General features: G+C 44.4%; 33 protein-coding genes and 3 pseudogenes. 8 read left to right on the top strand and 28 right to left on the bottom strand.

The window, feature by feature from the left end:
- Positions 1-347 precede the first annotated feature (347 nt).
- Entirely contained in the window at positions 348-542 is a 195-nt protein-coding gene (locus FWF39_RS03805; RefSeq protein WP_343382110.1) for a hypothetical protein, read from the top strand.
- 129 nt (positions 543-671) lie between these two features.
- Here FWF39_RS03805 and FWF39_RS03800 read toward each other — a convergent pair whose 3' ends face one another.
- Positions 672-815, bottom strand: coding sequence for a hypothetical protein (locus FWF39_RS03800; protein WP_343382109.1), 144 nt, complete (start codon positions 813-815; stop codon positions 672-674).
- A 253-nt stretch (positions 816-1,068) separates the two neighbouring features.
- Between FWF39_RS03800 and FWF39_RS03795 the strand changes: the two genes are divergently transcribed.
- Positions 1,069-1,467 carry a hypothetical protein gene (locus tag FWF39_RS03795; protein WP_343382108.1) on the top strand — a complete coding sequence of 133 codons (399 nt, stop codon included), beginning with the start codon at positions 1,069-1,071 and terminating at the stop codon, positions 1,465-1,467.
- Between the two features lie 339 nt (positions 1,468-1,806).
- Here the strand turns inward: FWF39_RS03795 and FWF39_RS03790 are convergent, their stop codons facing one another.
- From FWF39_RS03790 to FWF39_RS03690, 21 genes and pseudogenes are all read right to left on the bottom strand, one after another.
- On the bottom strand, positions 1,807-2,304 hold the full coding sequence (locus FWF39_RS03790; protein WP_343382107.1) for a 50S ribosomal protein L30: 498 nt from the start codon (positions 2,302-2,304) through the stop codon (positions 1,807-1,809).
- 1 nt (position 2,305) lies between these two features.
- Positions 2,306-2,971: a 30S ribosomal protein S5 gene (locus FWF39_RS03785; RefSeq protein WP_343382106.1), complete on the bottom strand. Its 666-nt coding sequence runs from the start codon at positions 2,969-2,971 to the stop codon at positions 2,306-2,308.
- Between the two features lie 461 nt (positions 2,972-3,432).
- Positions 3,433-4,032, bottom strand: a pseudogene (locus FWF39_RS03780) (50S ribosomal protein L18); the annotation flags it as partial.
- Positions 4,033-4,488 carry a 50S ribosomal protein L19e gene (locus FWF39_RS03775; RefSeq protein ID WP_343382105.1) on the bottom strand — a complete coding sequence of 152 codons (456 nt, stop codon included), beginning with the start codon at positions 4,486-4,488 and terminating at the stop codon, positions 4,033-4,035.
- A 200-nt stretch (positions 4,489-4,688) separates the two neighbouring features.
- Positions 4,689-5,072, bottom strand: a pseudogene (locus FWF39_RS03770) (50S ribosomal protein L32e); the annotation flags it as partial.
- The gene (locus tag FWF39_RS03765) at positions 5,072-5,620 is read right to left on the bottom strand and encodes a 50S ribosomal protein L6 (RefSeq protein WP_343382104.1); all 549 of its coding nucleotides are present in this window, start codon (positions 5,618-5,620) and stop codon (positions 5,072-5,074) included. The gene FWF39_RS03765 and the pseudogene FWF39_RS03770, both read right to left, overlap by 1 nt.
- A gap of 12 nt (positions 5,621-5,632) precedes the next feature.
- Positions 5,633-6,016 (bottom strand): 30S ribosomal protein S8, encoded by a 384-nt coding sequence (locus FWF39_RS03760; RefSeq protein WP_343382103.1) that lies wholly within the window; start codon positions 6,014-6,016, stop codon positions 5,633-5,635.
- A gap of 15 nt (positions 6,017-6,031) precedes the next feature.
- Positions 6,032-6,196, bottom strand: coding sequence for a 30S ribosomal protein S14 (locus FWF39_RS03755; RefSeq protein WP_343382102.1), 165 nt, complete (start codon positions 6,194-6,196; stop codon positions 6,032-6,034).
- Positions 6,197-6,205: 9 nt separating this feature from the next.
- Positions 6,206-6,751, bottom strand: coding sequence for a 50S ribosomal protein L5 (locus tag FWF39_RS03750; protein WP_343382101.1), 546 nt, complete (start codon positions 6,749-6,751; stop codon positions 6,206-6,208).
- Entirely contained in the window at positions 6,744-7,508 is a 765-nt protein-coding gene (locus FWF39_RS03745; protein WP_343382100.1) for a 30S ribosomal protein S4e, read from the bottom strand. Before FWF39_RS03745 ends, FWF39_RS03750 begins: the two co-directional genes overlap by 8 nt.
- Before the next feature lies 1 nt (position 7,509).
- The gene (gene rplX, locus FWF39_RS03740) at positions 7,510-8,067 is read right to left on the bottom strand and encodes a 50S ribosomal protein L24 (protein ID WP_343382099.1); all 558 of its coding nucleotides are present in this window, start codon (positions 8,065-8,067) and stop codon (positions 7,510-7,512) included.
- Positions 8,068-8,079: 12 nt separating this feature from the next.
- Positions 8,080-8,523, bottom strand: coding sequence for a 50S ribosomal protein L14 (locus FWF39_RS03735; protein ID WP_343382098.1), 444 nt, complete (start codon positions 8,521-8,523; stop codon positions 8,080-8,082).
- A gap of 3 nt (positions 8,524-8,526) precedes the next feature.
- Positions 8,527-8,841 carry a 30S ribosomal protein S17 gene (locus FWF39_RS03730; protein WP_343382097.1) on the bottom strand — a complete coding sequence of 105 codons (315 nt, stop codon included), beginning with the start codon at positions 8,839-8,841 and terminating at the stop codon, positions 8,527-8,529.
- A gap of 7 nt (positions 8,842-8,848) precedes the next feature.
- Entirely contained in the window at positions 8,849-9,136 is a 288-nt protein-coding gene (locus tag FWF39_RS03725) for a ribonuclease P protein subunit (protein ID WP_343382096.1), read from the bottom strand.
- Positions 9,133-9,417: a 50S ribosomal protein L29 gene (gene rpmC / locus FWF39_RS03720; protein ID WP_343382095.1), complete on the bottom strand. Its 285-nt coding sequence runs from the start codon at positions 9,415-9,417 to the stop codon at positions 9,133-9,135. Before rpmC ends, FWF39_RS03725 begins: the two co-directional genes overlap by 4 nt.
- 2 nt (positions 9,418-9,419) lie before the next feature.
- Positions 9,420-10,298 carry a 30S ribosomal protein S3 gene (locus FWF39_RS03715; protein WP_343382094.1) on the bottom strand — a complete coding sequence of 293 codons (879 nt, stop codon included), beginning with the start codon at positions 10,296-10,298 and terminating at the stop codon, positions 9,420-9,422.
- Positions 10,299-10,784, bottom strand: a complete 486-nt coding sequence (gene rplV / locus FWF39_RS03710) for a 50S ribosomal protein L22 (RefSeq protein ID WP_343382093.1) — start codon at positions 10,782-10,784, stop codon at positions 10,299-10,301.
- A gap of 1,178 nt (positions 10,785-11,962) precedes the next feature.
- Entirely contained in the window at positions 11,963-13,072 is a 1,110-nt protein-coding gene (locus FWF39_RS03705) for a DUF4157 domain-containing protein (protein WP_343382092.1), read from the bottom strand.
- A 483-nt stretch (positions 13,073-13,555) separates the two neighbouring features.
- Complete coding sequence (locus FWF39_RS03700; RefSeq protein WP_343382091.1) at positions 13,556-13,696, bottom strand: hypothetical protein; 141 nt, start codon at positions 13,694-13,696, stop codon at positions 13,556-13,558.
- A 281-nt stretch (positions 13,697-13,977) separates the two neighbouring features.
- On the bottom strand, positions 13,978-16,035 hold the full coding sequence (locus FWF39_RS03695) for a DUF4157 domain-containing protein (protein WP_343382090.1): 2,058 nt from the start codon (positions 16,033-16,035) through the stop codon (positions 13,978-13,980).
- A gap of 297 nt (positions 16,036-16,332) precedes the next feature.
- A complete protein-coding gene (locus tag FWF39_RS03690) occupies positions 16,333-18,186 on the bottom strand; it encodes a ribosome biogenesis/translation initiation ATPase RLI (RefSeq protein ID WP_343382089.1) in 1,854 nt (617 codons plus the stop codon).
- A 139-nt stretch (positions 18,187-18,325) separates the two neighbouring features.
- Between FWF39_RS03690 and FWF39_RS03685 the strand changes: the two genes are divergently transcribed.
- Complete coding sequence (locus FWF39_RS03685) at positions 18,326-18,475, top strand: hypothetical protein (RefSeq protein WP_343382088.1); 150 nt, start codon at positions 18,326-18,328, stop codon at positions 18,473-18,475.
- A 37-nt stretch (positions 18,476-18,512) separates the two neighbouring features.
- Entirely contained in the window at positions 18,513-18,752 is a 240-nt protein-coding gene (locus tag FWF39_RS03680) for a hypothetical protein (protein ID WP_343382087.1), read from the top strand.
- A gap of 107 nt (positions 18,753-18,859) precedes the next feature.
- Here FWF39_RS03680 and FWF39_RS03675 read toward each other — a convergent pair whose 3' ends face one another.
- On the bottom strand, positions 18,860-19,270 hold the full coding sequence (locus tag FWF39_RS03675; RefSeq protein WP_343382086.1) for a hypothetical protein: 411 nt from the start codon (positions 19,268-19,270) through the stop codon (positions 18,860-18,862).
- A 31-nt stretch (positions 19,271-19,301) separates the two neighbouring features.
- Positions 19,302-19,511 carry a hypothetical protein gene (locus FWF39_RS03670; RefSeq protein ID WP_343382085.1) on the bottom strand — a complete coding sequence of 70 codons (210 nt, stop codon included), beginning with the start codon at positions 19,509-19,511 and terminating at the stop codon, positions 19,302-19,304.
- A gap of 524 nt (positions 19,512-20,035) precedes the next feature.
- Here FWF39_RS03670 and FWF39_RS03665 point away from each other — a divergent pair.
- Genes FWF39_RS03665 through FWF39_RS03650 form a run of 4 tightly spaced genes read left to right on the top strand, consistent with a single transcriptional unit; the run spans position 20,036 to position 22,613 of the window.
- Complete coding sequence (locus FWF39_RS03665) at positions 20,036-20,704, top strand: hypothetical protein (protein ID WP_343382084.1); 669 nt, start codon at positions 20,036-20,038, stop codon at positions 20,702-20,704.
- Position 20,705: 1 nt separating this feature from the next.
- A complete protein-coding gene (locus FWF39_RS03660) occupies positions 20,706-20,996 on the top strand; it encodes a hypothetical protein (protein ID WP_343382083.1) in 291 nt (96 codons plus the stop codon).
- 49 nt (positions 20,997-21,045) lie between these two features.
- Positions 21,046-22,128, top strand: coding sequence for a hypothetical protein (locus FWF39_RS03655; protein ID WP_343382082.1), 1,083 nt, complete (start codon positions 21,046-21,048; stop codon positions 22,126-22,128).
- Positions 22,125-22,613, top strand: a complete 489-nt coding sequence (locus tag FWF39_RS03650; RefSeq protein ID WP_343382081.1) for a phage baseplate assembly protein V — start codon at positions 22,125-22,127, stop codon at positions 22,611-22,613. Before FWF39_RS03655 ends, FWF39_RS03650 begins: the two co-directional genes overlap by 4 nt.
- A 145-nt stretch (positions 22,614-22,758) precedes the next feature.
- Here the strand turns inward: FWF39_RS03650 and FWF39_RS03645 are convergent, their stop codons facing one another.
- The 4 genes and pseudogenes from FWF39_RS03645 to FWF39_RS03630 form a co-directional block, all read right to left on the bottom strand.
- Complete coding sequence (locus FWF39_RS03645; RefSeq protein ID WP_343382080.1) at positions 22,759-23,013, bottom strand: hypothetical protein; 255 nt, start codon at positions 23,011-23,013, stop codon at positions 22,759-22,761.
- Positions 22,997-24,982: an ATP-binding protein gene (locus tag FWF39_RS03640; protein WP_343382079.1), complete on the bottom strand. Its 1,986-nt coding sequence runs from the start codon at positions 24,980-24,982 to the stop codon at positions 22,997-22,999. The genes FWF39_RS03645 and FWF39_RS03640 overlap by 17 nt, the downstream gene beginning before the upstream one ends.
- Before the next feature lie 39 nt (positions 24,983-25,021).
- On the bottom strand, positions 25,022-25,690 hold the full coding sequence (locus tag FWF39_RS03635) for a DUF4255 domain-containing protein (RefSeq protein WP_343382078.1): 669 nt from the start codon (positions 25,688-25,690) through the stop codon (positions 25,022-25,024).
- Position 25,691: 1 nt separating this feature from the next.
- Positions 25,692-26,852, bottom strand: a pseudogene (locus FWF39_RS03630) (hypothetical protein); the annotation flags it as partial.

Below are 26,852 nucleotides of genomic sequence, written 5' to 3'. Positions count from 1 at the left end.
TTAGAAACTGGTGCACTCAAGCCTCGCCGCCATACAAGCAGAAACACAGATCAAATCAGGCAGACATCGCCTTGATGAAGCACTAAAAAACAAAAAGAACGGTTCAGGCGTTTTGTGGTTTTTCTGGCAATTGGCGAGATTTGGCTGAATTATGTTCAAAGTCAGTTCATAAATCACCCATTTAGCTCAAATTAATTTTAAATAACACGACTAACTGCGACAAAAATACTACACAAAACAAAATAAGAAACAAATCCGGCGAAATATACGAAATATAGATCGTTTGAATTTACAATAGAAAACTTTTCAGGACAAGACTTATACCTTGGCCTACGAAAACTTTGCACATGGCAGATGGGGGAGACATCCCCGATGATCAAAAATCAAAATGCATCCCAAATGGGACAAAAGGATTACTAAAAGTTTGTAGCCGTGATGGGGCCCTAGTTAGAGTAGACGACGAACTATTATGGAAAGGCGTCCAAGATGGTGCTGACTTTCAAGTGCGCTTTAGCAACCCTACACGGGCAACAATAAAGTAACTGCATCTATCAACAGTACAAATTACGGCGCCATACAGTGAGTTCAGTACGCGGAAACAACACCAAAGCAACTATCCTTTTTTAAGAAATAGTGACCGGTTGGATTTTTGCACGCCGGCAAAAAGCCCCTCACAGAGCCGTTACCACTCGCAACAGGGCAACAATTCGGAGTGCAAAAATCACCATCCACACACCACACAAAACAAAAATTAAATCAACAGCCGCATTGTCGGATTGGTAAATAAAGCCCGTCAAATCAACGCTCCATTTCAAAAACACCCCTTTGATGCTAGCAGAAATTCGCTACATGCAACGGCTGTGATGCTGTGGGATTGTCGAGGCTTTTTTAGAGTTTTTCTTTGGGCGACAAATTATCGGGATTTAAGCTAAAACATACTCAGAGTCATTTCATAAACTACACATTCGATTTAAATTAGCCTCAAATAATATAATCAAATGTGACAAAAATGTTACATAAAAATAAAGCAGAAAAAAATTTAAAAATAAGTGATTTGGTGAGATGCCCATGAATGTCAAGTCTGTCGATTCTTGCCTTCCAGAAAATGGCGTTAAACCATTAAATGATACCGAAATGGTGACCCTCAAACAAGAGCGGCCATCCACACCGGTTAACTTGAAAGGTAATTGGGGACCCCTCATCTGGACTGTTGAAGCACACATCGATAATGACGACCTTAAAAAAAGCTATTTCCAAGTCAATGTGTCTGCCTATAGCAAACAAATAATCAATGGAAGACTAGACATTGCTAACCCCAAGATAGCCGTAGATATCAACGTGTTCGTAGCTAAGGGTCATGTAGCTACATATGTCGACTTTAACAAGAAAATGGTAGGACTAAAGGGTCATATCGAGAGTAAATTCTCCAAAAAAGTAGAATTTGACATATCATTATACAGTTTTTAAAACTGAATCTACAAATCAACCCCATTTCCTCTAATCCCAAGTAGGCAAACGCAAAGATATTTTTGTGCATTTGCTGACTTGGCCTTTTTACAGAATTAAACCCAAAATCACAGTTTTAGACAATATATGTTTGAGATTTTACACCACTATTTAATACGGAGAGATTAAAGTTTTGTATTGAGGAAAATTGTTCAAAAACTTGGAAAGATATTGTTTCTTGGGAGTAAATTGTGAAACTGCCTCAAAGTCAAATACCAAAGATCTGGCACAAATAAGTGTAGCCAAACCTGCCAAGCAGTAGCTTAAGATAACAAAAAATAAAGATTGAAATTTGGAGGATTAGATCATGCGTTTGACGAGGTCATTGATGGCTTCGCCGCGGTAGCCTGCTTCGCCGCCTGTGCGGAAGGATTTTTTGATTGCGCCGTGGTAGCCTTTGCTTGGGGGGTGGAGTTTGAAGCGTGCTTCGATGGCGGGTAGGTTTTTGTATGCGATTTTGCCGCTTAGGATATCATCAGCTATTTCGTCGATTGTTTGGTAGCCTGTTACTGCGAGGTTTTCGGCGAGTTTTTTGTCGCCTGCTAATCTGCCGCGTTTTTCTAGGAGAGCTATGACGGTTTCTTTGGTGGGTTCGCCCCAGGTGACATAGTTGTTGACGCGTTGGAGCATGCCTTTGTAGGCTGGGCGGTTGTCGATGAGGATGGCGTGGTTTGTGTGTGTTAGGCGGAGGAGGTCGAGGGTTTCGCGTGTTTCTCTGCGGGCGCTGATGGTTCCGCGGACTTTGATGACTATGATGCTTTTGATGTCGTTTGGTTGTGTTTGTGTTTGTTGTGCCATGTTACTTCACCCAATCGGTTGTTGTAATTAGGTTATAGGTTTTGGTTAGTCCGTCAAAGATGGCGCATGCGTATGAGGGTACGGTTCTTGTTGAGCCGTAGCTACGCATCCAGAGGTCTTTGACGCCTGCTAGTCCTAAGATGACTTTGGCGACTTCGCTTGAGACTAGACCCAGGCCTCTTGGGCCGGGGACGATAACGACACGGACACCGCCGCATTTGCCCTCTACTTGGAAGGGGACGCTGTGGGGTTTGCCGCATCCGCATTCCCAGCTTCCGCATCCGCGTTTAACGGGGATGACGTTTAGGCGGGCGTTGACTGCGGCTTTTTCGATGGCGTTGCGGACTTGGCTCGCTTTGCCTTGGCCTAATCCGATGTAGCCGTCGCGGTTGCCGACTGCAACGATGGCTTTGAAGCGGCTTTTTTCTCCGGCGTCGGTTTGTTTTTGGACGAGGTTGACGTTTATGACTTCTTCTTGGAGGTCAGGTAATAGGGAGTCGACGATTTGTGATTCGCTGATTTTTATGCCTGTTAAGAAGACTTCTTCGATGGTTGTGATTTTGCCTTCTTGGATCATTTTGCCCAAGCGAGTTCTTGGGACCCATTGTTCGAGACTTTGTGCGCGACGATCGCTGTCTCGGCTTCTATCTCGTTGGTTTCTGCTCATTCTTTCTTTTCACCCTTCTTTGGTTTGGCGACAGCTTTAGCAGCTGGCTCCTTTTTTTCGGGGGTTTTCTTTTTGGAGGATGCTTTTTCTTTAGTGGGAGATTCTTCTTCTATTTCTTCTTCTTTGGCGGCTTTGGTTTTAGCCGGGGCCGTCTCTGCTTTCTTTACGGAGGCTTTTGTGGGTGCGGCTTTTTCTTTGGCAACTTTGGTTGGGGCCTCGGTTTCTTCAGGCGGGGTTTCTTTGGCGGCTTTGGTTTTAGGCTTCACCACTTCTTCGGGAGCTTTTGCTTCTTTTGTTTCGGTTGGAGCTGTTTCGGTTGCTTTAGAGGGCTTTGGTTGTTGTTGCTCGGTTGTTGCTGTTGGCTGGGTTTCGGTTGGTTTGGGTTTTGTTGTGGGTTTGGTTTCGGTTTTGGGTTTGGGTTTTGTTTTGGGTTGGGGTGCGCTTGGGGGTTCGGGTGCGACTTGGGCGTCTTTGAATGCTACTATGATGTTGTTTCGGACTTTGCTGAAGTGTTCGGCTATGGTTTCTGGTGCGATGCCTTGGGCGTTGTATTTGGTGAATTTGGCTTTGTAGGTGTTTGTGTCTTCGTCTGTTTGGAGGGCTTTGGCGTAGTATGCGATGTGGTCGCCTTTGGCGCGGTTTTCGACGATTTTTTTGTCGCCGTGGGGGATTTCGACGTTTGCGTCGATGACGCCGTGTAGGATGGCGAAGATTCTTGCGCCTTTGGTTGGGGGGATTAATCCGATGTCTAGGATGGCTTCGTCTATGCCTGCGGTTTTTGCTTTTAGGCCGCAGAGTAATCCGGTTAGATATGCTGCTGGGAGGTTGCCTGCGGGTGCTTTCCAGCCGTATTTTTTGATCAGTTCGCGGCTGTTGGCGGCGGCTACGGTGTGGTCGCCGATGGGTTTTGCGATGATTATTTGGGCGTTTGCGTTTTTGAGTGAGGTTCGGGTGACAAGCCGTGGTCGGCCAGATATGACTAGTGCTTTACGTGCTTGGTAGTCTGTTTTTCCTTCGCGTCTGCGTCTTAGCTGAACGCGGTAGTTGCTGCTGTTTGCCATTTAACGTTTTCTCCATAGGTCGTTTTCTTTTAGGTGACGTTCTAACTCTGCGATGGAATCAAATCTGCCGCTACCAGCTATACGGTAGTATTGGGTGTAGGTGGTTTCGCTTATAGTGCGGCTGGCTTTTAGTTCGCGGAGTTTGCGGCGCAGAGAGCGGATTTTGAGCATCCAAGCGTCTTTTTGGGTGACCTTGGCGTATCCTGCACCTGTGACACTGCCGGGGCCGCTTCGTCTGCCGAGGCGTTTTTTAGCGCGTATGGTTTTTGCGCGTGAGCGGCTTACGCCTTTTTGGGGTAGGGAAACGATGACTTTTTCGTGAATGAGTTTGCGAATTTCTTCGCGTGTGATGGCGCCATCTACATCATCGATGCGGTCAGGGTTTATCCAAACGCGGTTTTGGCCGATTTTGAGGATCTGGGCTGCCAATCGTCTTTGTCCGCTTAGATTAGTCATTGCTTTTTGTCTCCTTTCTTGGATTTATTAGATTTCTTTTCTTTTTTGGGTGCCTTCTTTTGTTTCTTTTCTTTTTTAGGCTTAGACTTTTCTTTGCTTTCTTTGGCTGCTTTGGTTGTTTTTTCTTCGTCAGTGGTTTCTGTTTCTGTTTCTTCGTCGTTTTCTTCGTTTGTTTCTTTGGGTTTTGTTGTGGCGGTGAAGTTTAGGATTTTTATGTCGAGTTCTTTGGCTTTGGTGATGATATCTGCGCGTTTTCGTTTGCCGACGGTGTGGCCGATGCGGATAGCTTGGGTTTGTGCGTCGATGTTGGTTAGATCATCGACATTGTGGACTATGACTTCGCGGTAGCCGGATGGGTGGAGGTAGCGGGCGATTTTGGGGCCTTTGTAGCCGGTGCTTGGTCCGGGTGGCCAGCCTTTGATTTTTCGGCGTATTTTGTTGTCGAGTCCTCGGGGTTTGCGCCAGCTTAGGCTAAAGCGTGCAAACCGCCAGCTTTCCGCGCGTACAAAGTTTGGTTTTTTGTTTTTAGCGCGGGCTCGGACTTGGAGGGCTTTTCGTGAGGGGGAAACTTTTTTTTCGCTCATTATGCCATACCTTCGTTTCGTTCATAGACATAGATGCCGTCAAGGAAGACACGGGGGTCTTTTTTGCGGACTTTGGTGGATTGTTCAATATTTGCGGCGGTTTGGCTGACGTCTTCGAGGTTTATACCTTCGATGATGATGTCTTCGGGTTCAAGTTGAACTTTGACACCGCCCAAGATTTCGACGCATCGGGGTCTGCGTTCGCCGGTAAAGTTTTCTATGACCAGGAGGGATTTGCCTTGTAGTTTAACTGTTATGGGGAAGTGGGAGAAGACAATTTTTAGTTTGTATGAGTAGCCTTTGGTGACGCCTACGATCATGTTGTTTATATGTGAGTAGATGGTGCCGACTAGGGCGGCTTCTTTTTTGCGCGGCCATTTGGCGGATATGCGGACGTTTTTGCCTTCGCTTGCTATCTCTATGGGGGCAAAGGAGAAGTCGCGTGTGATGCTACCCTTGGCACCCTTTACGCTGACAACTTTGCCAGTTAAACTGAGAGTTATATCGTCTGGGACTTCAACTGTTCGGGATACTTCTGGAAGACGCATTGTAATGTTCTCCTAATACACGAAGGCTAGCAGCCTTCCTCCAATGTTTTTCTCTTCGGCGTCTTTGTGGGCAATGACTCCTTTTGAGGTGGAAACAACCATGATACCCACATCACGTGAGGGCAAAAATCGTTTTTCCCAATCCTCATATTCGGTGGCTTTAACTGCGAAGCGTGGTTTTACAGGGCCGCATTTGTTTATTCTGCCAAGGAGTTGGACTTTAAATTTGCCTTGACGCCCGTCATCGATGAATTCGAATTCGCCTATGTAACCGTTGAGCTGCATGATACGCAAGACGCGTCCCAATAGTTTAGAGGCAGGGCTAATGATGCATTCCCGTTTGTTTCGGGTTTCGTTGTTGATTATGGTAACAAGACCATTAGTTAAGGTATCCATTTTGTTCTTTAGCTCCTACTCATATTTTTTGAAACCTAATTTGGGTGCAGCTTCTCTAAAGCATGTCCTGCATAAATATAAATCGTAACGTCGAATGACTGGACCAAATGAACCGCATCTTACGCATGGACGTGAACCTTTGCCGTATTTTCGTTCTTTTTTGACTTGCTGTTTTCCCATACATTACACCTAGATGATTTCGACTCCTAAGGTTTGTTTTACAAAGACTATGGATTCTTCGGCGCTAAGCACATGCTTTGGACCTAGCGATTTGCTTTGACGTTTGCGGATCGTTATGCGGCGGCCGGGGCGGTTTATGGTGACACAGATATCCATACCGAAGATGCCGATTTCGGGGTCGTATTTGACTCCGGGGATGTCGATGTGTTCTTTGAGTCCGAAGCTAAAGTTGCCGCGGACATCAAAGCAACGCCTGGAGATTTTGTTATCGACTACAGGCAGGATTTTCTTTAGGAAGTCAATGGCTTCCTGCTTGCGCAGGGTTACAACGACCGCGATGGATTCACCTTCACGTATACCAAAGTCGCGGACGGATTTTTTGGCGCGTCGCTTAACAGGGTTGCGTCCAGTGATTTCTTTTAGCACCGAGTTGGCTTTTTCAAGAGGTTCGCCGGATTTGCCTGCGTTGAGGTTCACAACGACTTTCTCAATCTTGGGCTGGAGCATTGGCTGCTCTTGCCAAGTTTTAATTATTGCTGCAGTCGCATCAGACATTTACAAGAGCCTCCAGGGTGTTAATCATTGGGGCAGTCTCGCCGATAGAGAAGACAAAGTCCAATATTGTTTGGTAACGTTGGCCTTGGGCATCCTCGATCATAACTAGAGCTTGGCGGCGTTTTTTAGCTTCAGTCTTTTCGATCTCTACAATCTTTCCGACTTTGCCAATGTTTTTACCACCGGTAATTACTGCGAGGTTGCCTTCTTTGGTTTTTAGCGTTTCAGTGACCTGTTTTTGAGGATAGCTAACCTTTAAGATATCAAAGGTATCATAGGTTACCTCAACAGGATTTTTGGGATCAGCTACTTTTATGAGCATAAGTGAACCGTTATGCACTGCAACCTGGACACCGTTATGAACGGTAGATTTGTTTTCAACTCTTAGCAGAGAAACACTGGATTCCTCTTTGCTAATAGGAGCTAAATACAAGCCTTTATGAGACGGCATAAGACGGTAGTACTTGTTACTTGCAGGCAGGGAAATAATATCCATCAAGCCAACGGGACTGTCGTCTTTTTTGCAGACTTTACCGTTAACTAGAACTTTGCCTTGAGCAATGACAAGCTTGCCTTCTCTTCGTGTTTGCACTACGCCTAGCATCTCACGCATAACCAACGTCAGGGGAACACTTTTCTGGAGTGAATGTGCACCTGGAGAGGGCTTCACAACCCACGGAGATGTTTTTCTGTGGATAGGCCAGAATGCTGGTGCTGGATTACGTTTCAGCCTTGCGGTTTTTCCTTTTTTACCCAATTTATTCTTCGTCTCCTACATCATCATCTTGAGAGGCTTCTTCAGTCTCTTCTTCGGGCTCATCAACTTCTTCGTCTTCGAAGGTTTCTTCGATTTCGGGTTCATCTTCTTCTTTGACTGGAGCCTTTGTTTTAGCAGAGGATTTCTCGGCTTTCTTTGCCTGCTTATCCTTTTGTTTTTTATCCTTCTTTTCGGGCGCGGTTTTCCGTCCGAGGATGTTTTTGCGCCATTTATCGTCTAGGTTTAGGTTGCGGATTTGGACTTTTGAGGGGTGAACGGCCAAAAAGATGTTTGTGCCATCCACTTTTTCACGGGTTAGACCTTCGAGGTAGATACGATAGGTCTTTAGATCAACGCGTGAGACTTTGCCTTCAAAGCCTTTGTTGTCACCGCGCATGATGCGTACAGTGTCACCTTTGCGAATAGGAAGGGTTTTTGCTCCCTTAGAGCTTGCTAGCTCATTTGATAGGGGCGCGGCCATGTGTTTGTGGCGTAAGTGCGCCGGAGCTTTGAAGAGTTTTTTTCTTTGTTTACCAGGGTTAGTTGTTGTTGATTGCATATTTTCCACCTACTACACTATGATACTTGAGGCACTTGCGATTCTGGGCCAGCGCTCGGCTGCTTCGCGTGCAACTGGGCCGCGGATTTCAGAGCCCTTCATTTCACCCTCAGGGGTGATAATGACGGCTGCATTATCCTCAAATTGGATCCAGACGCCATCAACACGTCTATAGGTCTTGCGTTGCCTAATGATGATGGCTTGAAAGATTTTTTTACGCATATCAGGTGAGCCTTGACGTACTGACACCGTGACTTTGTCGCCAACAGTGGCTGAGGGGTAGCGTCTAAGACGACCCTTGTAGCCCATGGCTTGGATTAGGCGCAACACACGTGCACCTGTGTTATCAGCACATTTAAGCTCTGACCCAGCGACTAGGCCTCGGCTGATTTTTTGGCCGCGGCTAATCATGCCTTTTGCTGTTAGAGCTCTCTGTTTGGACTTTGCTGCACACATCGACTATCTTTCCTCGCCTAATTTTTCGACCACTACGAAGGAAACGGTTTTGCTAAGTGGCCTGCACTCGGCAATTTTTACTCGGTCGCCTTCTTTTACGTCTAAACAGGGGGGGTTGTGTGATGGGATGTGTCCATGTCTGCGTTCGTACCGTACGTATTTCGAGGAGAATTGCATAAATTCTCTATCGACGATAACGGTTTTCTCCATCTTGGCTGTGTGAACGATACCTTCCAGGACGCGACCGCGCACGGCAAGTTCACCGTGGAAGGGACAATTGGGATCCTCACAGGTCTTTTTTGGCTGCTTGAAAGTCATTGACATATTACCATAGCCTCTTTGTGCTTTTCTTAAGCCGGTCCTCTGAGCGGCCGACTAAAAGTTTACCGTCAATTTCAACGACTGTACCATCGTTGAAGGTAAAATCAAAAGTTGCAGCTTCTTTGACTACTACTGTGCTGCAGGTTTTTTGTTGATTTTGGAAAGTGAAGGTGTTTTTTGATTCGCCTATCACTGTGCCGCCTACGCCGATGTAGCTTTTGTTTGAGCTTTGGGCAACTAGGCCGTTTGTGCCGATGAATTCATATCGGATAATATCGGGCGTTACTTTCATTGAGAGGCAGTCTCCTTAGAGTCTTTCTTGGCAGGTTTTTTGGCTTTGTCTTCTTTCTTTGCCTCAGGTGCTTTGCGCATACCAAGTTTTTGCTCATTTTGGATAGTGAGTATTTGGGCGATTGTTTTGCGGAGTTCTCGGATACGGGCAGGATTCTCTACTGCACCACCGGCGTTAACCATGGTTCTTATCCGAGCAAGTTCAACGCGTAAATCAATGAGACGTTGTTCTTGGGCTTCCGCAGACATTTCAGCGATTTCTTTAAGACGCATAACTGGCATTATTATTGTTCCTCCACAGGCTTAGCTTCTTCTTTTGGTTGTTGTGATGTTTCTTCTGCTACCGCGGCTTCTGCTACTACTGGTGTTGGGGGGGTTTCTTCTGCAGGGGGAGCTTGTTGTTCAGCTTTGGGTGCTTCGGGTGCAGTTTCTTTGACTGGAGCTTTGGGTGTAGCTACTGGGGGTGCTTGTTTAGCTGGAGCGGGTGCTGGAGCTGTTGGGGCTACTGTTGGAACGGGTGTGGGTGTGGTTTGGGTGACGATGATGGGTGTTTCTTCTGCAGGGGGAGCTTGGGGTAGGATGGTGACTTTGTCTGGGAAGTGTGCATCTGGGGGCATGAGCTTTACGCGTATGCCGATAATTCCAGGTTTTAGTTGAACGTGTGCTTCAGCGGTTCGCATGGCACGTGCGGCGGGTTCGCCGACAATTGGGAAGTGGCCTGCCTTGAATTTTTCAAAGCGTGCACGTTCAGTTGTGAGTTTGCCGCTGATAACGATTTCAGCGCCCAGTGCGCCTGCTTCCATAACTTGGTTTAGAGCCCAAAAGCCTGCACGTCTAAAGTGTACCCCGCGTTCAAGAGCGGAGGAGACACGATTAGCAACCACATGTGCATTGAATTCGGGAACTTCAATTTCTGAAACACTGATTTGAGGATTGGAAACTTTGAAGTTATGCTCAAGTTGAGCGGCAAGCTCTTTGATAGTTTCGCCGCCGCGACCGATAACAAGACCGGGACGCATAGCATATATAACTACATGAGTGCCCAATGGAGTTTTAGAGAGGTTAACTCCGCCGTATCCGGCACGTTCAAGTTTTTTCTGCAAAAACTCATCGATTTCAGTGCGTTTAATTGATTCTGTTATAAACCGTTTGACTATGCTCATTTACTGTTCTCCTGAGGTAGCTTTCTCTTCGAGCACGATCTCAAAGTGAGTAGTAATTTCATATTTAGGTGAAGCGCGCCCATGTGCTCGGGGGGTATAACGCTTTAGCTTAACGCCGGGATATGCTGCGCTGTGCATAATTCGGAGGTGTTCAACATCTAAGCCCTTATTCTCTGCGTTGGCTTGTGCAGCCTGCAAAATCTTAAGGACTGCCTCTGAGGCTTTTATGGGGTAACGGCCAACAAAACGTTTCGCCATACCGCCTTTATGCCCCAATTTTTTAGTGTATCTTGTGTAGGGAATCGGTTTTTTCTTGGCAGCTACATCACGCAGGTATTCCTTTGCCTGGGAGAGCTCCATGCCTTTGATGGCCTTAGCGACTTCACGGGCGGCTTTGTGAGATACTTTGAGTTCTCTTCCGCTGGCTTTCGCTGTTTTTTCTGGATTAAGCATTTCTTCGATGATTGAATAGCCCCATTTTGGCATTATTATATCTCCGATGCGCAAACAAACACGTAAAAGCGATTTATATGGCTTTCCGTATCACAACTAAGATTTCACTCTTAAACGACTAAATGATGTCCCGGCGAAGGAACCGTTCGAACGCGTGAGGTGTACAGTTCCACGATTACAAATAACCATTTATAGTTTACCCAAAAACAACACCAAAAACCCAAAAATAACCAACCACAAACGTCAAACCGAACCTTTGGAAGCATATTTGTCTCAATAAAGCGTTCACAGTGTCCAATTTATAAGGTATTTTCGAACTAATTTAAAGAGCAGTAACAACATCCAGCATAGTAATCACCATACGGATTTGCTATTATAGTATCTTTGAGTAGGCCAGGAAGTTAAATGCCATAATTGCACGGCCCACGATAGTTCATCAGGTGTTTTCATTACTTCTTATCTGATCCTCCATAAGACTCAAATATTCCATGTACCATGTTTTTCTGATTAAGATCCATCTTATGTTGCATCATAAAATGATAAGCCTCATCTTCGAATCAGTGGCATCTCCCACTCAGTGCAATTCTATATTCCTGAGACTCAAACGCACCAGTACATAATTCACCCAATCTTGGCCTTTTCGTTTACTTTGATCTTCCAGCACACGTATCAGCCAACACAACCGCGGCTAATTCATCAATTCAAAAATATTAAAATGATATTCCGCTATCTCGCCAAGGTTCTTCCGGGGACTCTGAGGCTAAGTGCACATGTATAACAATTTGGCGAATTTTTAGTGCACTCTGGGTCATACAACCAGACACCTTAACGTAATCCCCAGTACCAGATGCAACGCGCAATTCTTTAGATACCGGATTAACGGTTTTACCCCCTAGTCATGGCAACAAGGTATGAAAATCATAAAAATCTGTTTAATCCTTGGAAAATGGCAGAAATGTCTGTTGACACGTTTTATCTCTAATTCCCATTTATAGAGTATATGGCGTATTTATGCAAATTTCGGCAATTAAACGCGCTTCAGTAAATGTTTACGACTTAATACACTGATCTGAGGACATCCAGCAGAGCAAGCCTATGAGCAATAGGGTAACTGAAAACTTGATACGGTTAAATTCTAAAATCGACATAAATCAAGTACCAACCAGTCAAGACTAGGGTAACTTTGCAGAGTTCAGGTCATAATTACAACTCTATTTAGTCACCGCGTTCTTAAAAAAATTTTGCCAGTTACTTAATGTTGAATGATCTATCGTTAGTTGGACACCGCCTGTATAAACCATAGTTGATACATTTGGTGCTTCCTTCGTTGTTTGTAGATACGCCTGCAAATTAAAGGATAATTTCAGTCTATCTGCAATATTAAATGTAAGTGCAACTTTACCCCCTAGGGGGTTTGCTGAGTAAACTCCCAAGGTGTTATTGCTCCAGTTCATATTCAATTTGTGAAAGTAAAATTCTGTTGTGAAATTGCTATGCCACATTGGATTCTTCCACAAATCAGCAACGAGAGATAAACCAAGAGCACGCGTACTCATGGATACTTGTCCTTCTTTCAGAAATTTGGAGACACCCACTTCTGTATTACCAAACATTATCGCTTTGAATGTTAACTGAGTACCGCCAAGTGATGTAGTTATCGCGGATGTATTAAATTTGCCAAGAGCACTACTAAAGGCGTCAAAGTCTTTTGCAATTTGCCCGAGATATGGGTCCCAGGGAGCTCCTTGTTGGGAGGGTGCGAGTTGTGATGATGAATCGTTGGAGAACGGTATCAAAGATGGTTGTTGAGTCGTAGTGAATTGACCACTTAAGGTTAAATCTAAATTGCTCAGGGCGTTTAGACACGGTGGACCTATTATATCACTACACAGGCGCCCCAGTATAGCCTCATTCGTCAGTAGGCCTTCCTCAATTTGGTATGCCTGTTGCCGTTTTGCTAATGCTACAGCATCATCTGTTGTTGGATCCCCAGACTCGGGTACACCGCCTGATGGTGTTTCACTATTAGAGCTATTTTGGATTTTTTTTGTTCCTGTTTGGGTTTGTTGTTGGTAGTGAGTGAGTTCATGTTTTAGAAGGTTTGTACCTTCTTGAGTGTTTGGAACGAACTTATTTTTTCCAAAGTATATATCTTGTCCATAGCAGGTTGCGTTAGCATTTAAGGCGTTTGTTAAATTGACCGCATATGAGTCTGTATGTACTCTAACGGAACCAAAATTGTAACCAAAATCATTTTCCATTCTACCCCTTGTTTTGCCATCGAGAGCTACCCCACCGCTTGAACAACCCAAGTTACCCATTAGTACCCCCATTTCAGATTTTTCTGATGCTGGATCATATGAACTTATTTCACTAAAATTGTATGTGTTACGTCCAATTGGTTCTGTTTCCGCATAGTTGACGCTGGTTTGGGGTTGAGGTTTAACTAGTTCTGAGACGCTATAACTACTGCAATCGTTATTGCCTGATTCTTTTATCAGAGCGCTTTGTTTTTTGTAAATACCCAAGCCACATTACCTCTGAGGCCCCAGCTGTCAAAAATACAGCTAAAGGCATTATTAAATTTTTTGCAAATCAGCCCTTATAACACATAATCTCTATCACCCAAAATATAACAAAAGATTTGTATAAAAAACACAAATATTTAAATAAAATTTAAGAGTATTTTACCACATAGTTTACATATTCATCACTCAACGCATGTGAAAACAATCAAGGACACACCCATAGGCAACGTTTTGTTTGCTCACCAACATCCCCAAATTGGCTGTTTAGCTACGACATCACGAGCGTTTTTTAACTGGTTTTTTGGCAGATTGTTTTTCATCTTTTTCGTCGTCATCTTTTTCTTTGGCGATTTTGGTGCAGTAGTATTCGCCTACGTCTTTTTGGATTGTCCATTTGGCTGTTTTCTTTATTGACATGAGGACGAAGGGTTGTTAAGTCTCGGCGGAAAGCGATATCCATTTCCTTTAGAAAAGTGTAGCATCCCAGATTAGCGATGGTGAGCCGATATTTTCTCCAGCAGTGTGGTTTTTCTTGGAATATGACGCGTTCTTTTCGAAACATAAGTTACGGCTCAGTCGGCGATGTGGGTTGATTTGGAATAATAGCTTTGGGTGGCAAAAAAATTCGTTAAATAAGGGCTGGTGGAAGCGTTCAAAGGTGCATTATTTTTTGGATCACTTTATTGTCTACCAAGTAGCTATTTTGAGGCATGGCTCTTAACCATATTCTCCAGCATTACTGTTTCAAAATGCTCGAGTGCACTGCGAAAAAAGCTTCTAAGAACTGCATTTAAATCCGAGTTAAACTGGGATTCATAGAAATGCCCTATTGCCTCTTTATATGGGACACTGGGGTCGGTCCACTCATCCTCCATATGCCTACCACAAGCAAAACCGTCAGGTGTGCACATAGTAAATGCAGGGGGACAGATATGATCCAAGATAAAATATAGCAACCCACCACAAATATCATATACTCTTGTCCAACAAGGTTCCGAGACCATCTTATTTACAATCGTTTCGCATAGATTATTAAAGTAGGCTATATTGTTACTGCGAAGATCCTTCAGGGTTGTAAAGGGCACCCGTTGTGGATTGTCTTCTTTTTGCTGTATCGCATCTGCCTCGTTAAATAACTTCAAAAGGTCAGCAAATAAGCACGCCTCAAATGTAGAATCATTTGAGAAGTGAGACTTATCATACTTTGGTCCAGGATTATAATCAATAAAATGACCTATTTCATGAAAATAGATCAGAGACTTACCTTCACTAAAGTCCTTCTTATAATTTATATAAACCTTGTTTTCCTCTGGCACATAAATAGAGTCTTCATCTTCAATTTCTTCAACAGTACTTCCTGTAATAGAGGCAATAAATAGTATTTTCGCTAATAATGACCCTCTTTTGAATCCTTCTGTAAGCTCATTAAAATAATCTGCCTCTTTGTACTCTCGCCCATTCGCAGGCACCGCCCCCATAGACCGCCCAGGATGGTAAAACCTGCAAACAGGATGCGCCCCGCGGCCAGATACCCCACCACCATCAGATACCCCACCACCATCAGATACCCCACCACCATCAGATACCCCACCACCATCAGATACCCCACCACCATCAGATACCCCACCACCATCAGATACCCCACCACCATCAGATACCCCAGCAGACTTTTCACCTGCATCATTGTAACGAATGTGCTCGGCGGTTATGGCTTTAAATTCCTCAGTCAGTACATTTTCTAAGTCAGTTTTACTCAGCGGATCACCCCCATCTTGCTCAGGACCGGTCGACGTAAATGCATAGTATTCACGATCAATCAATGGAATTTTAGCAAAGCCATACTCTACAATCAAATAACGTCGATCCGTTTCAATACTTGGATTCTTAGAAATAGTGATAACTTCTTTTAACCAACGACTGTAAAAAGTGAATGCCCAAACGGGTGCGGGTACACTAAAGATCTTTCTTAATTCAATCACCGTAGAGTGCCAGTTATACTTCGTGCTATGCTTAACAATAATTTCCGCAGCAATTCCTAATTGGTCTTTCACAATAAATAATAATCTATCTATAATATCTGAACCTTCGGTTTCCCCCAATGCATCTAAAAGCTTGTCAACAGCAGGGCCCCATCTAGCAATAATAAGATCAAACGTGGACATGCAGGAAACATTGGAACGCCATATTGCCTCAGTTAAGATGTTAACGTCGTCTTTTAATCCATCTGAATGGTTACCTAATGATTGTTTGGTGCCACCTGTTTGTGGTGCTTCTAACGGCTGGTTTTGGATTTTTTTTGTTCCTATTTGATTTTGTTGTTGGAAGTGGGCTAGTTCATGTTTGAGAAGGTTTGTACCTTCGGGGGTGTTTGGGGCAAACTGATTTTTCCCAAAGTAGATGTCATTGCCATAACATGTTGCTTTAGCATTTAATGCATTTGTTAAGTTGACTGCATAATTATCTGTGTGCACTCGAACAGAGTCAAAGTTGTAGCCAAAATCATTTTCCATTCTACCCCTTGTTTTGCCATCAAGAGCTTCACCGCCGCCTGAATTACCCAATCGACTTATCAACACATGTCGCTCAGGTTTAACAGCTGTCGGATCGTTTATGGACAGGCCGCAAAAATTATAGTCATAACGCCCATATTCAAAGTTGGGTTGTTGAGACGACAATAACTCTGAGACCGCAAAACTACTACAGCTACTATTATCTGCTTTTTTATCAGACCGCTTTGCATTTTCATAAGTACTCAAAGTCATGTCACCCTTAAGGTACAAATAGGTCATTTATTGAATATTTATGGAGGTTATTTTAATTTTTTGTATATCAAATTGTTACTTGATTATAGGATTAACATCAATTAGAGAGTATTCCCGTAAAAAACAGAACCTTAGTAGCTAATGTGACGTTTGTTGGAGAGCTGTGGTCTCTGGGGTTTGGTTGGGCTGTTCATGCACTCAATCACCGTATGCTCAGGCGAAAACAACCAATGAGCGCCTTAACCCATAGGAAGTGATGCGTTGTTGCGCACCTAATGCAGATCTGTGGTTTTAGCTGAATGTCACTGAGATGTTTTGGCGGGTTTTATGCTGTTTTTCATCTTTTTCGTCATCATCTTTTTCTTTGGCGATTTTGGTGTAGTAGTATTCGCCTATGTCTTTTTGGAATTTGTCCATTTGGCTGTTTTCTTTATTGACGCGGGGTCGAAGGGTGGTTGAGTCTCGACGGAAGGTGATGTCCATTTCTTTTAGAAAGGTGTTCATGCCGCCGCGCAGGGTTGTTGGGGGGTGAGCGTGGCCGGTTTCTCCGGGTTTGCCATTGAAAACTATGAGACGATCGGCAATGAAGTCTTGGGTGACTACGTCGTGCTCTACCACAAAGGCGGGGATACCATGTGCTTCGACGACTCGGCGCAGGGTTTTGGCTACATTTAGGCGCTCCTCCACGTCTAGGTAGGCGCTGGGTTCGTCAAAGAGAAACAGATCGGCCTTGCGGCTCAGACAGGCAGCTATGGCGACTTTTTGGAGCTCGCCTCCGCTGAGTTCCATGACGTTCCGGTCCATAAGAGTTTGTAGGCGCAGAGGCAGAGCGATCTCGGTTTTGTACCAGCTTGAGGTGAAATTTTCTTTGGCCACATTCATCAACAACTCTTGTACGGTGCCCTCGTAGTCGGGTGCGATGTATTGGGGTTTGTAGCTCACTGTAAGTTTGCTTATCGCGCATTTGTCATCTGTTTCTTCGATGCCGGCGAGCATTTTTACAAAGGTGGTTTTTCCGATGCCGTTGGGTCCTAGTATGCCGATGATTTCGCCGGCTCGGATTTCGCCGGGTTCAACTGAGAGTTTAAAGCCGCCAAAGGATTTGGTCATCGTATTCCAGCTCAGCAAGGGAGAGCCGATGTTTTCTCCGGCGGTGGGGGGTTTTTCTTGGAATATGATGCTTTCTTTTCGGAACATAATGTTTTCATCGGGGATGTAGCCTTGGAGATAGATGTTAATACCTGTGCGAACGCCATGCACATGGCTAACGACACCGTAGACGCCTGGTTCGCCGTAGAAGACACAGATTTGGTCACTGAGATAGTCAATGATGGCTAAGTCGTGCTCAGCAACTATGATAGTTTTTTGCTGCTCTTTTAAGCTACGAATAGCCCGAGCTACCACAAGACGCTGTTTAACATCTAGATAGCTGCTGGGTTCATCAAATAGGTAAACGTCTGCGTCACGGCTCAGAGCAGCCGCAACAGCTACCCGCTGAAGCTCCCCACCGCTAAGCACCTCAAGAGCCCGATCCCAAATATTTTTGAGCTCCAAAGCCTCCGCAATAACATCAAGCGCCTTGCGCTCATCAACCTTATCAAGCAAATCACCGACTTTGCCGGTGACAGCTTTGGGGATCTTGTCAACATACTGGGGTTTACTGCTAATTTTGAGCTTTTTCTCACTCAAACGAGTAAAATAATCCTGCAAACTTGAACCACGATAATACTGAATAATCTCACTCCATTCAGGCGGTGTATCAAATTTGCCCAAGTTGGGTTTGATTTCACCACTAAACATTTTGAGCGTGGTGCTCTTACCGATACCATTTTGGCCCAAAAGACCCAGCACCGTACCCGGAGAAGGCATAGGCAACCGATAAAGTTTGAAACTATTTTCACTGAAGCGATGACTACAATCCTTTTCAAGCTCATCAGGAAGATTAACAATACTGATTGCTTTGAAAGGACACTTTTTAACGCATATACCACACCCACTACAAAGAGTCTCAGAAATAATCGCCTTGTTACCCTCCACACGTATAGCCTCCACCCGACTACGCACCATAGGGCAGAAGCTCACACAAAGCTGATTGCATTTCTTGACCTTACATCGATCAGTGTCTAATACGGCAATACGCGTCATAAATAAACGTCCACTACATCAATAAAAATAGTAAGTTATAAAGCTAAAACCACAAAACCAACCAATCAAACATACCCATCAAGACAACACCAACCATTCCAACAAACTTTTCACATCACCACAATCATAGCAAAGATGTTTGTTAACTACCCCCCACAGCCGCAAAGGCTACAACCCCCAAGAAGAATATGAACCCCAAATAAATTTACTCTATGCCTTTGCAGTCAAAAACAAAATGCCAGCCTGCTACCGCATATTGCCCGGCAACATTCGAAGTTACTGCTTTTAAACTCTCCATAGCAGAGGCTGATCTCTGCGATGTGATAGTGATCGGTGATAAGGTTGGTTTGCAGAGTAATTTTGATATGTTGGCTGAGGACAAAAACACGCCAAAACAGAACCACAACTACACAGTAAACCATAGTATATTCCCAATAGCTCAACCCAGAATACAAATCAAAGGTAACCCGCTTGACAACAATCCCAACAAGAGACAAAGGGATGAAGTTACAGATAACCTGACCCTGCAATTGCTGAAAAATAACCTATTGATCAGGCTGAAATAGATGTACCCGGGAAGTAGATAGAAAAAATGTCGACCGAAAATCAAGAAGTTAGACAAAATAGGAAATCAAACATACAATCAATAAAAGGGCAGGCAATAACAGTTGTGTTAGATGCCTAGTTCGATGAGTTTTAGGGGGCTGTTGATTTCTATGGCTTTGGTCCCGGTGACGATGCTGGATAGTTTGGGGGTGGCTTCTGAACCCAGAGTAACCACAACACTGTCTTTGTAGGTAAGGGTGACTGTTATGCCGGATTTAGCTAGGTCCTCAGCGACCTCTTTGAGCATGCCTAGGCTGTTGCGTGCAGAGCCAAGTTGACCAAATACCCCGGTTAGGCCCTTGTTTTTTTCTGTGCCTTGTGTTGTAGCGGCAAGGGTGTCTTTTATGATGTCTTTATTTAGGGCTTCGATTTCGATTTTTTTGTCGAGCGCTTCGATTTTAAGGGCCTCGGTATTGTTAGCCGATACAGTGACTTTCCCTGACTTTAGCATGTCTGCTAAAACTGCTACAAGAGACATCTTGACGTCCTTTTATGGAGTAGTTAGTTGGTTAGGGTTTTGCTTCTTTAGCATAGACTATATCTAAGACGACAGAGCCGTTGAGTTTTGCTTTAAATCTGCCCAAGTCAAGAGTCAGATCTTCAAAGCTTAGTTTTATATCCGACTCTTTTCCCGCTAGTTTATCCATAACTGCTATGACGGTTGCAGCCATTTCTTGGGCAGTTTTCTCTATTTGGTTACCAGATTGTGTGTCGACCATTAAAATACACCATACACAATAAACACACCATAGCGTAAAAAGCTATTGCCTACAAACACCAACCAGAACAATAATTGTTAAAATTTAAAAGAAAAGTATGTTTGAATTCCTATTTAGGCTGGATTTACCATTCTTCTTCTTCCCATTCTTCATCTTCGCCTTCTTCCCAATCATCTTCCTCTTCAAATATCATTCTCTTTCACCTCCATCAGGACCACACAAAATTATCCTGCGCCCGGCTGGGTTTAAGGATTTAGATTCGTCAACTGACGTTAACATGTAGTATAACCCTTGGAAAAAACCGTTTTTACACCAAGGATTTGTACACTTCACAAACAACCAAAAAATAAGCATAAACAAACAAAACAGCATCAGCTTCTAGTGGGCAGAGTTTTGTCAGCCAACTATGGTTGTTTGGTTTGTGTATAATAATTCTTGGAGGACAATAGTTGTCTGTTATTGCATGTGAGTTACCACAAAATGTATATACGAATTAGACTTAGGTTGTTTAGGTTGTTGTTGGTATGTCAGGTTTTCCTGGTTCGCCGAAGACAAAGATGGGTGCAATAGAGGTTATAAGGGGTAATTCGCCGGCTGAGAGAATCGAGTTTCAGTATAATCCAGACACCATATCGCGTACTCTAACACCCAAATATGGTAAAAGCGGTAATGCTGAAGCGTTTCGCCTTGAAGGTGAACCAGAGGAAGTGATAACAGTAGAGATAGAGTTTGATGCCACAGACCAACTAGAACAGATAGGGACAGCAATAATGAGAGCCCGAAATGAAGAACAACAAAGCAACCAAACACAAATAAGTGTAGAAGAGCCAAAACCTGAGGAGGATTTTTTTGGGGTTAGTCCGCAGTTAGCTGCGTTGGAGTCGATTATTTATCCCACCTCTGAGCAGATCAGTAACAATGCTGACCTAGCAAAGCAGGGTAAAATGGAGATTGTGCCGCCTATCGGACCCTTAGTAATGTTTGCTTTTGGCGAAAGAATGGTTTTACCTGTAAAAATAACTCAATACCAAATCCAAGAGCAATCCTACGATAGCAGACTCAATCCTATTTTGGCAAAAGTGACCATAACCATGAGTGTTCTAACGTATACAGATCTAAAACAGCTCCAAAGGGCTACCACGGCAAATCATAGTATAAAAGAAGAAACGGCGAACATATACTGGGGAACATAGTATGTTTGATTCTGATAGTCGTTATGCGCAGATAGAGGAGGAGGTTTTAACTACTGAGAGTGGTCAGGTGATTAGATATAAAAAACGTCGTTTTCTCCCTCAGGGCGAGAAAATGGAGTTGGTTCAAGAAGTCACCGTTACCGCAGGGGACCGTCTAGATCTTATAGCAAGCAGAGTTTTGGGTGATCCGGAACAGTTTTGGCGCATATGTGATGCAAACAATGCCATGTATCCCTTTGATTTAGTCAACAATGCAAACAAGATTCTAAGAGTGGCACTCGCAGGAACCTAATAACATGTCAGCATTGGGCATATATTTATCTCTACTTATTGGAAAAGACGTGCCAGAACCCGCACCTGCAACAATAATAGATGCTCTGCAAAGTGTAGAGGTAACATCCTCTGATGGGGACCGGGATGGATTTCAACTCAGCTTCTCAATTGGCCGCAGTGGAGTAGCAGATGCCTACGAATACCCCCTGCTTGCTAATCCATTGATTAAAGCATTTAATCGGGTTATAATTATGGTGTCGTTTGGAGTGGTTCCCAAGGTGCTAATTGATGGAATAATCACCCATCATCAAATAAGACTCAACCCCGAACCAGGCAAATCCACTCTTAGCATCACAGGCGAAGACCTAAGCGTCATGATGGGACTAAAAGACAAACAAAAAAAACACCCCAAACAAAGCGTGGACAAAGTAGTTAAAACAATTATTGGGGCGTATTCAAAATATGATTTAGAAGACGATGTGATTGCCCCTGACTCCGCACAAGAAAAGGAGCATGTTCAGAATGCATCAGATTTGAAATTCCTTCAGGAATTAGCAACTAGATATAAATATGTATTTTATGTGGAGTCAGATAGCCAAAAGAAAAACAGGGCCTATTGGGGACCTCCCGACCGTGAAGGTAAACCACAGCAAACGCTTTCATTTAATATGGGGGAGGAGACCAATGTGAATTCTATTAATTTCCAAATGAACGCCCTAAGTCAGAGTGCACTGAAAGGAAAAATACAAGACACCGAAAAGGGCGAAAAAATGGATATCCCCGACGAGACAAATTCCGATACCGCATTTGCAGAACAATCGGTAGATAAACAAGATTCAGACAACCAAGTAACTATCCAATTACGTGAGAGCGGGCTTAGCATGCAAGAAGCCAGAATCAAAGCACAAGCAGAAGCAAAACGCTCAGCCGATGCGCTAACAGTTAGCGGCGAATTAGATTCCATGCTCTATGGTGATGTACTAAGAGCAAGACACCCCGTGACACTACGAGGCGTAGGGCAAGCACACAACGGACTATACTACGTCAAAAGAGTCACACACTCAATTAGCAAAGGAACCTACAAACAAAGCTTCACCCTTAGCCGTGAAGGAACAGGAACCACAGTAACAAAGGTGGATAAAAAAACATGAGCAACGAAGAGCCCCAGAGATTTTTTGGCAAATACCGCGGAACCGTAGCCGACAATAAAGACCCCGAAAAGCTAGGCCGCATACAAGCCAATGTTCCAGCCATTTTTGGTGAAGATAACTCAGACTGGGCACTGCCCTGCACCCCCTACGCAGGCGCAGGCGTAGGATTATTCTGCATACCCCCCATAGGCGCTATGGTTTGGATCGAATTTGAATCCGGCAACCCCGAAAAACCAATTTGGACCGGAGGATTTTGGAACGAAGGCGAACCCCCCGACGACTCAGCAGACCCCGAAATCAAATACCTAAAAACAGACAACACAACCATCATACTAAACGACAAAGAAAAAAGCATAACCCTTGACACCGAAGATATAAAAATAATCATAAACAAAGACGGCATAGAACTAAGTAACAGTTCCCAAAAAATCAAAATAGGCTCCTCAAGCGTAACAATAAACGACGGTGCACTAGAAATAATATAACTACACCAACAATTACACAAAACTAAAAATAAACAACAAGTTACCCAAAGATAACAACATATCTAAATACCAATAACCTTCAAAAAAACACAAAACGCTGGCCAGGCTCTAAGCATATATTTTATGAGGTTACAATATTTGGCATTTATTGTGGTGTTGTTTTGTTTTTGATGTTGTGGGCTATTTGTTGTCCGATTTTTTGGGGGTTGGCGGTTGTGTTTATTTTTAGGGAGTTTACGTTGTAGGTTAGGGGTTTGGTTTGGGTGGTTTTGTATAGGTTGGGGTTTTGGGTTTTTAGGGTGCTTGTTAGTTCGGTTATTATCATGTTTTGTATGTTTGTTTGTTCGTGTGGGCTAAAGCCGTGTAGGACGAGTTTGTCGATTTTAACGTTGATTTTCATGGGGCCAGTTTCCTGTTAGGGGTTTTTCCATTTTTATGTATTCAACTTGGGCGGCTCGTTTTATGTGTTGCATGTTTATGGGTGTGTTTTCGTTTGCGGCAAGAAAGGCGCTGTAGAGGGCAATGTTGCGTATGTTTCCGCCTGCGATACTGAGTTTGGCTAATTGGGTAAAGTTTAGATTTTCAGTGGGGGTTTTTTTGGGGAATATGTGTTGCCAGATTTCGAGGCGGCTTTTTTCGTCGGGGAAGGGAAAGTTTATGATGAATTTAAGTCGTCGGATAAAGGCGGGGTCTAGGGTTTCACGCATGTTTGTTGCTAGGATGGCTAGGCCGCGATAGTTTTCCATACGTTGCAGTAAGTAGTTGATTTCGATGTTGGCGTGTCGGTCGTGGCTGTCTTTTATTTCGGTGCGTTTGCCAAATAGGGCATCGGCTTCGTCAAAGAAGAGTATGGCGCCGGTGTCTTCGGCGGTGTCAAAGAGTTTGGAGAGGTTTTTTTCGGTTTCGCCGATGTATTTGTTCACAACTGCAGAGAGATCAATGCGAAAGAGGTCTAGGTGGAGTTCTTGTGCGATGACTTCGGCGGCCATGGTTTTGCCGGTGCCGCTGGATCCTGAGAAGAGAACACTTATGCCTAGGCCGCGGCTGCTTTGGTCTTCAAAGCCCCAGTCTTCATAGACTTTGGGTCGTTGGGCGACGTGGATGATGATGTCTCTGAGTTGTTGTTTTTCGCGTTCGGGTAGCACTAGGTTGTTGAGGTTGGCTTTGGGAGTTATTTGTTGGGCAAGTTCGGAGAATTTGGGGCGGCAAACTGCACAGGCGGATTTCCACAATCGAGTTGTCACATCTAAGTCTTCATTGTTGTGTAGGGTAGCGTGGTTTGTTGCGGCTTTGATGGTGGAGGCGTTAAAGTTGAATTGGTTTACTAGAATAGAGAGGGTATTTGGGAGGTTGGGGGTTTGGGGATTTGTTAGGTTTGTTTGCCAGAGTTGGCGTTGTTCGGTTTTTAGGGGTTTGTTGACTTGGAGGGTTAGGGTGTTTGGGGGGGTTGGGTGACGATCTTTTGTTGCTAGAAAAATGGGGCCGCAGAGTTGTTCTATGAAGCGCAGGGTGGCTTTTTGGGTTTGGATATTGGTGGTGGGGATATCGTCGGTTGTAATTATTAGACCTGCGCCAAACAGGGTGGCTTCGCGGGTCCAGAGTTGGGCTAGTTGGGTGGTTTCTCTGGGTTTTTGGGGAATTAGTTCGGCGGGTAGTTGCCAGAGGGTTAATCCTTGGGTGGTGAGAGCGGTTTGGGCGATGGTGAGTTTGTCGGTTTGGTCAATACCACAGAGTTGTATTATGGTGAGTTTTTCTTTGTTGTAGTTGTTGTTGTGCCAAGTGGTTTGGATTTGGTTTGCGATGTGTTGGTGTGATTTGACGGGGGAATCGTTGTTGTTTGGGATGGGGGTGATTATGCCTTGGAGTTTGGTGTCGAGGTAGAAGACGCCTTTGAGGTAGTGCAGGATACGTTCGGAGATGTGTAGGGGTGTGGTTGTGATGGAAGTGTTTAGGGTGGGGTTGATTTCTATGAGGTGGAAGCGTCTTAGAGGCGAGGCGGGGGTGAGGGCGCTCCAGTGTGCGTTTGGGAGACAAGTTAGGGCTAGGCCAAAGGTGGGGTAGGTTATGTTGGGGTTGTTATTGGCTTCTGCTATGAGGGTTCTAATCTCGGATTCTAGCTCATAGCCAGCGCATAGAGCAATCAGTTGGGCTTCGAATTTGGATAATCCAAAAAGATACTGTAATGTTTCAATAGAGGGCACTCCATCAACGGTATCAGGCTCAGAGTTAATTTCATTGGGGGGGGTTGTGTTTTCGATTTTGGGAGGTTGTTCATAGGGGTGGCCGATGTAGTGTTTTAGCAGGGTTTTAACTTGGTTAATGCTTGAGGTCAATGAGTTTGGGGGGGGTTGGAGTTTTGTTTTATACATCGCGGCACCGTCATTATTATTAGGAGAGACTTGGGAGACCTATTTTTTAGTTGGGGGTTTTTGTTGCAGGGGGTTGATATGTAGTATGCGTTTGTCTACTTGTTTGGAAGTTTCTGGTTTTTTGGTGCTTTCAAGTAGGAGTACGCTAACGTGGTATGCGGCTGAGAGGTGGTATTCGGTTTGGGCAAATGTGGACCAGAGTTTGGTTAATTCTTCGATGGAGAGTGATTCTAGGCTGATTTTTAGGGATTCGGTTTGGCTGGCAAGATTTGAGGCCGCTATGAATTCTTCGCCTTCCGGTTTGAGTTGGGCAATTGTGTCTATGGTTTCTTTGATTTTGCGTTTGGGGATGATGGCATTTTCATGTAGGGCAATCATGGCGCTAGACAGCATCAGCTGAGCCTTTAGTTCATGGGTAGATGCGGCGCTAAGCAGGTAGTGTAGATCAAGAGCAAGAAGAGGTTTTGAGAGCATACGGTTGCCATTTTGGTGTATGGTGGGTAAATCGGCGTTACGGTAGGCGATGTTTGGGGTTACTTGGTAGAGAAACAGGTTCAAGATATCATTGTCTTTGGTTAGGTTTTTTAGGACAGTAGCAGGTGTGGAGGTGCTAACATCAACAGAACCACCGTCAAGTACACTTTGACTCTCGCGTAATATTTCACGGATAACTGCAGTTGCAGTTGCTATAGCGCTATAATCACTCATGTTAATTTTTCTCCGATCGTTGTTTGAGATAATCACTAAGAGACAAAACAGGGGCAGGGGGCAACTCAACCGGTGGCTCAGGGGCTCTCACAGCATGAACCTCGATACGACCAATATGTATGGTGACAGTGGTTTCAGGCTCTTTAGAGGGGGACTGGACCTTAGCAGAAAAGAGGGTATTCATCGGAAGAACAGGTTTAGGCGGCTTTGCCCTAAGTTCACCGGGGATATTTTGTGTATCAATGTTTAGGGGTGTTACTGCAATTGGAGACGGCAGGGGTTTAGGAGAAACCAAAGACACCGGATGCAGAGAGGGAATTGGTTGAGGTGTTTTAGGCTGGCTCACAGGCTCAACTATGTTTTCAGAAACATCCAAAGAAGAATCCGCCTCAAGACTAGGGGAAGATGTTTGTATCACGTCCTTTTGGGCAGTGACAAGAGGTACCGGACCACTTTTGGAACCCAAAGAGACATTAGAAATTTTTTCAGAAAAATCCCCAGAGCGATGTTCAAGAACGGCGTGTGTCACATCCGCAAGTTTGAGGCTGTAATCTTCAAAATTACCTGCAAAAGATGAATCTATAGGTTTGGTTGCGGGGTTGATTTCAACTGCGGCATTTGTATGGGTTTGCTCTGCATCAATAGGGGGGTCAGAGTTTTTTTCGGTTATGTTTGTTTGTGCACTGGTTGGAATTTTGGGCAGGGGTTCTTTAGGTGGATATGCAGAATTCCAACGATCCCCCAAAGAAGATGCCAGTTCAACAGACTGCTCGTTTAATGTTTGTTTGTTAGGTGCCAACTGCAGAGAAGCCTTTTGGGGTCCAACTATAGAATCTGCGGTAGCACGCTTAAGTTCTCTGTTGGTTAGCTCGATTATCTGTGTATCAACATCCAGCTTTGGAGCCTTAGCTAAAAAAGTGCCAGATATCTCCTCAGAAGAGTCTTGAGTAATTTTTTCTTCAGTTGAATCAAACACCATATACTTGGGCGAATTTGGCGGCTCTTGAGGCACCAAATCAGGTCTCAACCCCTCATAATTAACCGAATCAGACACAGACCGAACAGAAGAAGAAGAAGAACCCTCAACTGACAAAGAATCCACTACTACCACCGCTTTAGAAGAATCAACCAATTTTTGCTCAGACACAGACCCCTGTTCACG

Origin of the sequence: Candidatus Bathycorpusculum sp. (assembly GCF_009778815.1) — an archaeon.
GTDB lineage: Archaea > Thermoproteota > Bathyarchaeia > Bathyarchaeales > Bathycorpusculaceae > Bathycorpusculum > Bathycorpusculum hydrogenotrophicum.
Note: the sequence above shows the minus strand (reverse complement) of the source record. Positions and strands in the feature narration are given on the sequence as shown.

Excerpts from the sequence above, each read along its gene's own strand:
- FWF39_RS03785 (WP_343382106.1), bottom strand. The coding sequence starts at position 2,971 with ATGAGCAGAAACCAACGAGATAGAAGCCGAGACAGCGATCGTCGCGCA.
- FWF39_RS03775 (WP_343382105.1), bottom strand. The coding sequence starts at position 4,488 with ATGACTAATCTAAGCGGACAAAGACGATTGGCAGCCCAGATCCTCAAA.
- rpmC (WP_343382095.1), bottom strand. The coding sequence starts at position 9,417 with ATGCCAGTTATGCGTCTTAAAGAAATCGCTGAAATGTCTGCGGAAGCC.
- FWF39_RS03750 (WP_343382101.1), bottom strand. The coding sequence starts at position 6,751 with ATGTCTGATGCGACTGCAGCAATAATTAAAACTTGGCAAGAGCAGCCA.
- FWF39_RS03675 (WP_343382086.1), bottom strand. The coding sequence starts at position 19,270 with ATGTCTCTTGTAGCAGTTTTAGCAGACATGCTAAAGTCAGGGAAAGTC.
- FWF39_RS03795 (WP_343382108.1), top strand. The coding sequence starts at position 1,069 with ATGAATGTCAAGTCTGTCGATTCTTGCCTTCCAGAAAATGGCGTTAAA.
- FWF39_RS03755 (WP_343382102.1), bottom strand. The coding sequence starts at position 6,196 with ATGGGAAAACAGCAAGTCAAAAAAGAACGAAAATACGGCAAAGGTTCA.
- FWF39_RS03640 (WP_343382079.1), bottom strand. The coding sequence starts at position 24,982 with ATGTATAAAACAAAACTCCAACCCCCCCCAAACTCATTGACCTCAAGC.
- FWF39_RS03805 (WP_343382110.1), top strand. The coding sequence starts at position 348 with ATGGCAGATGGGGGAGACATCCCCGATGATCAAAAATCAAAATGCATC.
- FWF39_RS03725 (WP_343382096.1), bottom strand. The coding sequence starts at position 9,136 with ATGAAAGTAACGCCCGATATTATCCGATATGAATTCATCGGCACAAAC.
- FWF39_RS03730 (WP_343382097.1), bottom strand. The coding sequence starts at position 8,841 with ATGACTTTCAAGCAGCCAAAAAAGACCTGTGAGGATCCCAATTGTCCC.
- FWF39_RS03665 (WP_343382084.1), top strand. The coding sequence starts at position 20,036 with ATGTCAGGTTTTCCTGGTTCGCCGAAGACAAAGATGGGTGCAATAGAG.
- FWF39_RS03715 (WP_343382094.1), bottom strand. The coding sequence starts at position 10,298 with ATGAGCATAGTCAAACGGTTTATAACAGAATCAATTAAACGCACTGAA.
- FWF39_RS03705 (WP_343382092.1), bottom strand. The coding sequence starts at position 13,072 with ATGGGTAACTTGGGTTGTTCAAGCGGTGGGGTAGCTCTCGATGGCAAA.
- FWF39_RS03765 (WP_343382104.1), bottom strand. The coding sequence starts at position 5,620 with ATGCGTCTTCCAGAAGTATCCCGAACAGTTGAAGTCCCAGACGATATA.
- FWF39_RS03760 (WP_343382103.1), bottom strand. The coding sequence starts at position 6,016 with ATGGATACCTTAACTAATGGTCTTGTTACCATAATCAACAACGAAACC.
- FWF39_RS03735 (WP_343382098.1), bottom strand. The coding sequence starts at position 8,523 with ATGTGTGCAGCAAAGTCCAAACAGAGAGCTCTAACAGCAAAAGGCATG.
- FWF39_RS03650 (WP_343382081.1), top strand. The coding sequence starts at position 22,125 with ATGAGCAACGAAGAGCCCCAGAGATTTTTTGGCAAATACCGCGGAACC.
- FWF39_RS03660 (WP_343382083.1), top strand. The coding sequence starts at position 20,706 with ATGTTTGATTCTGATAGTCGTTATGCGCAGATAGAGGAGGAGGTTTTA.
- FWF39_RS03700 (WP_343382091.1), bottom strand. The coding sequence starts at position 13,696 with ATGTCAATAAAGAAAACAGCCAAATGGACAATCCAAAAAGACGTAGGC.
- FWF39_RS03645 (WP_343382080.1), bottom strand. The coding sequence starts at position 23,013 with ATGAAAATCAACGTTAAAATCGACAAACTCGTCCTACACGGCTTTAGC.
- FWF39_RS03690 (WP_343382089.1), bottom strand. The coding sequence starts at position 18,186 with ATGACGCGTATTGCCGTATTAGACACTGATCGATGTAAGGTCAAGAAA.
- rplV (WP_343382093.1), bottom strand. The coding sequence starts at position 10,784 with ATGCCAAAATGGGGCTATTCAATCATCGAAGAAATGCTTAATCCAGAA.
- FWF39_RS03790 (WP_343382107.1), bottom strand. The coding sequence starts at position 2,304 with ATGGCACAACAAACACAAACACAACCAAACGACATCAAAAGCATCATA.
- FWF39_RS03635 (WP_343382078.1), bottom strand. The coding sequence starts at position 25,690 with ATGAGTGATTATAGCGCTATAGCAACTGCAACTGCAGTTATCCGTGAA.
- FWF39_RS03670 (WP_343382085.1), bottom strand. The coding sequence starts at position 19,511 with ATGGTCGACACACAATCTGGTAACCAAATAGAGAAAACTGCCCAAGAA.
- rplX (WP_343382099.1), bottom strand. The coding sequence starts at position 8,067 with ATGCAATCAACAACAACTAACCCTGGTAAACAAAGAAAAAAACTCTTC.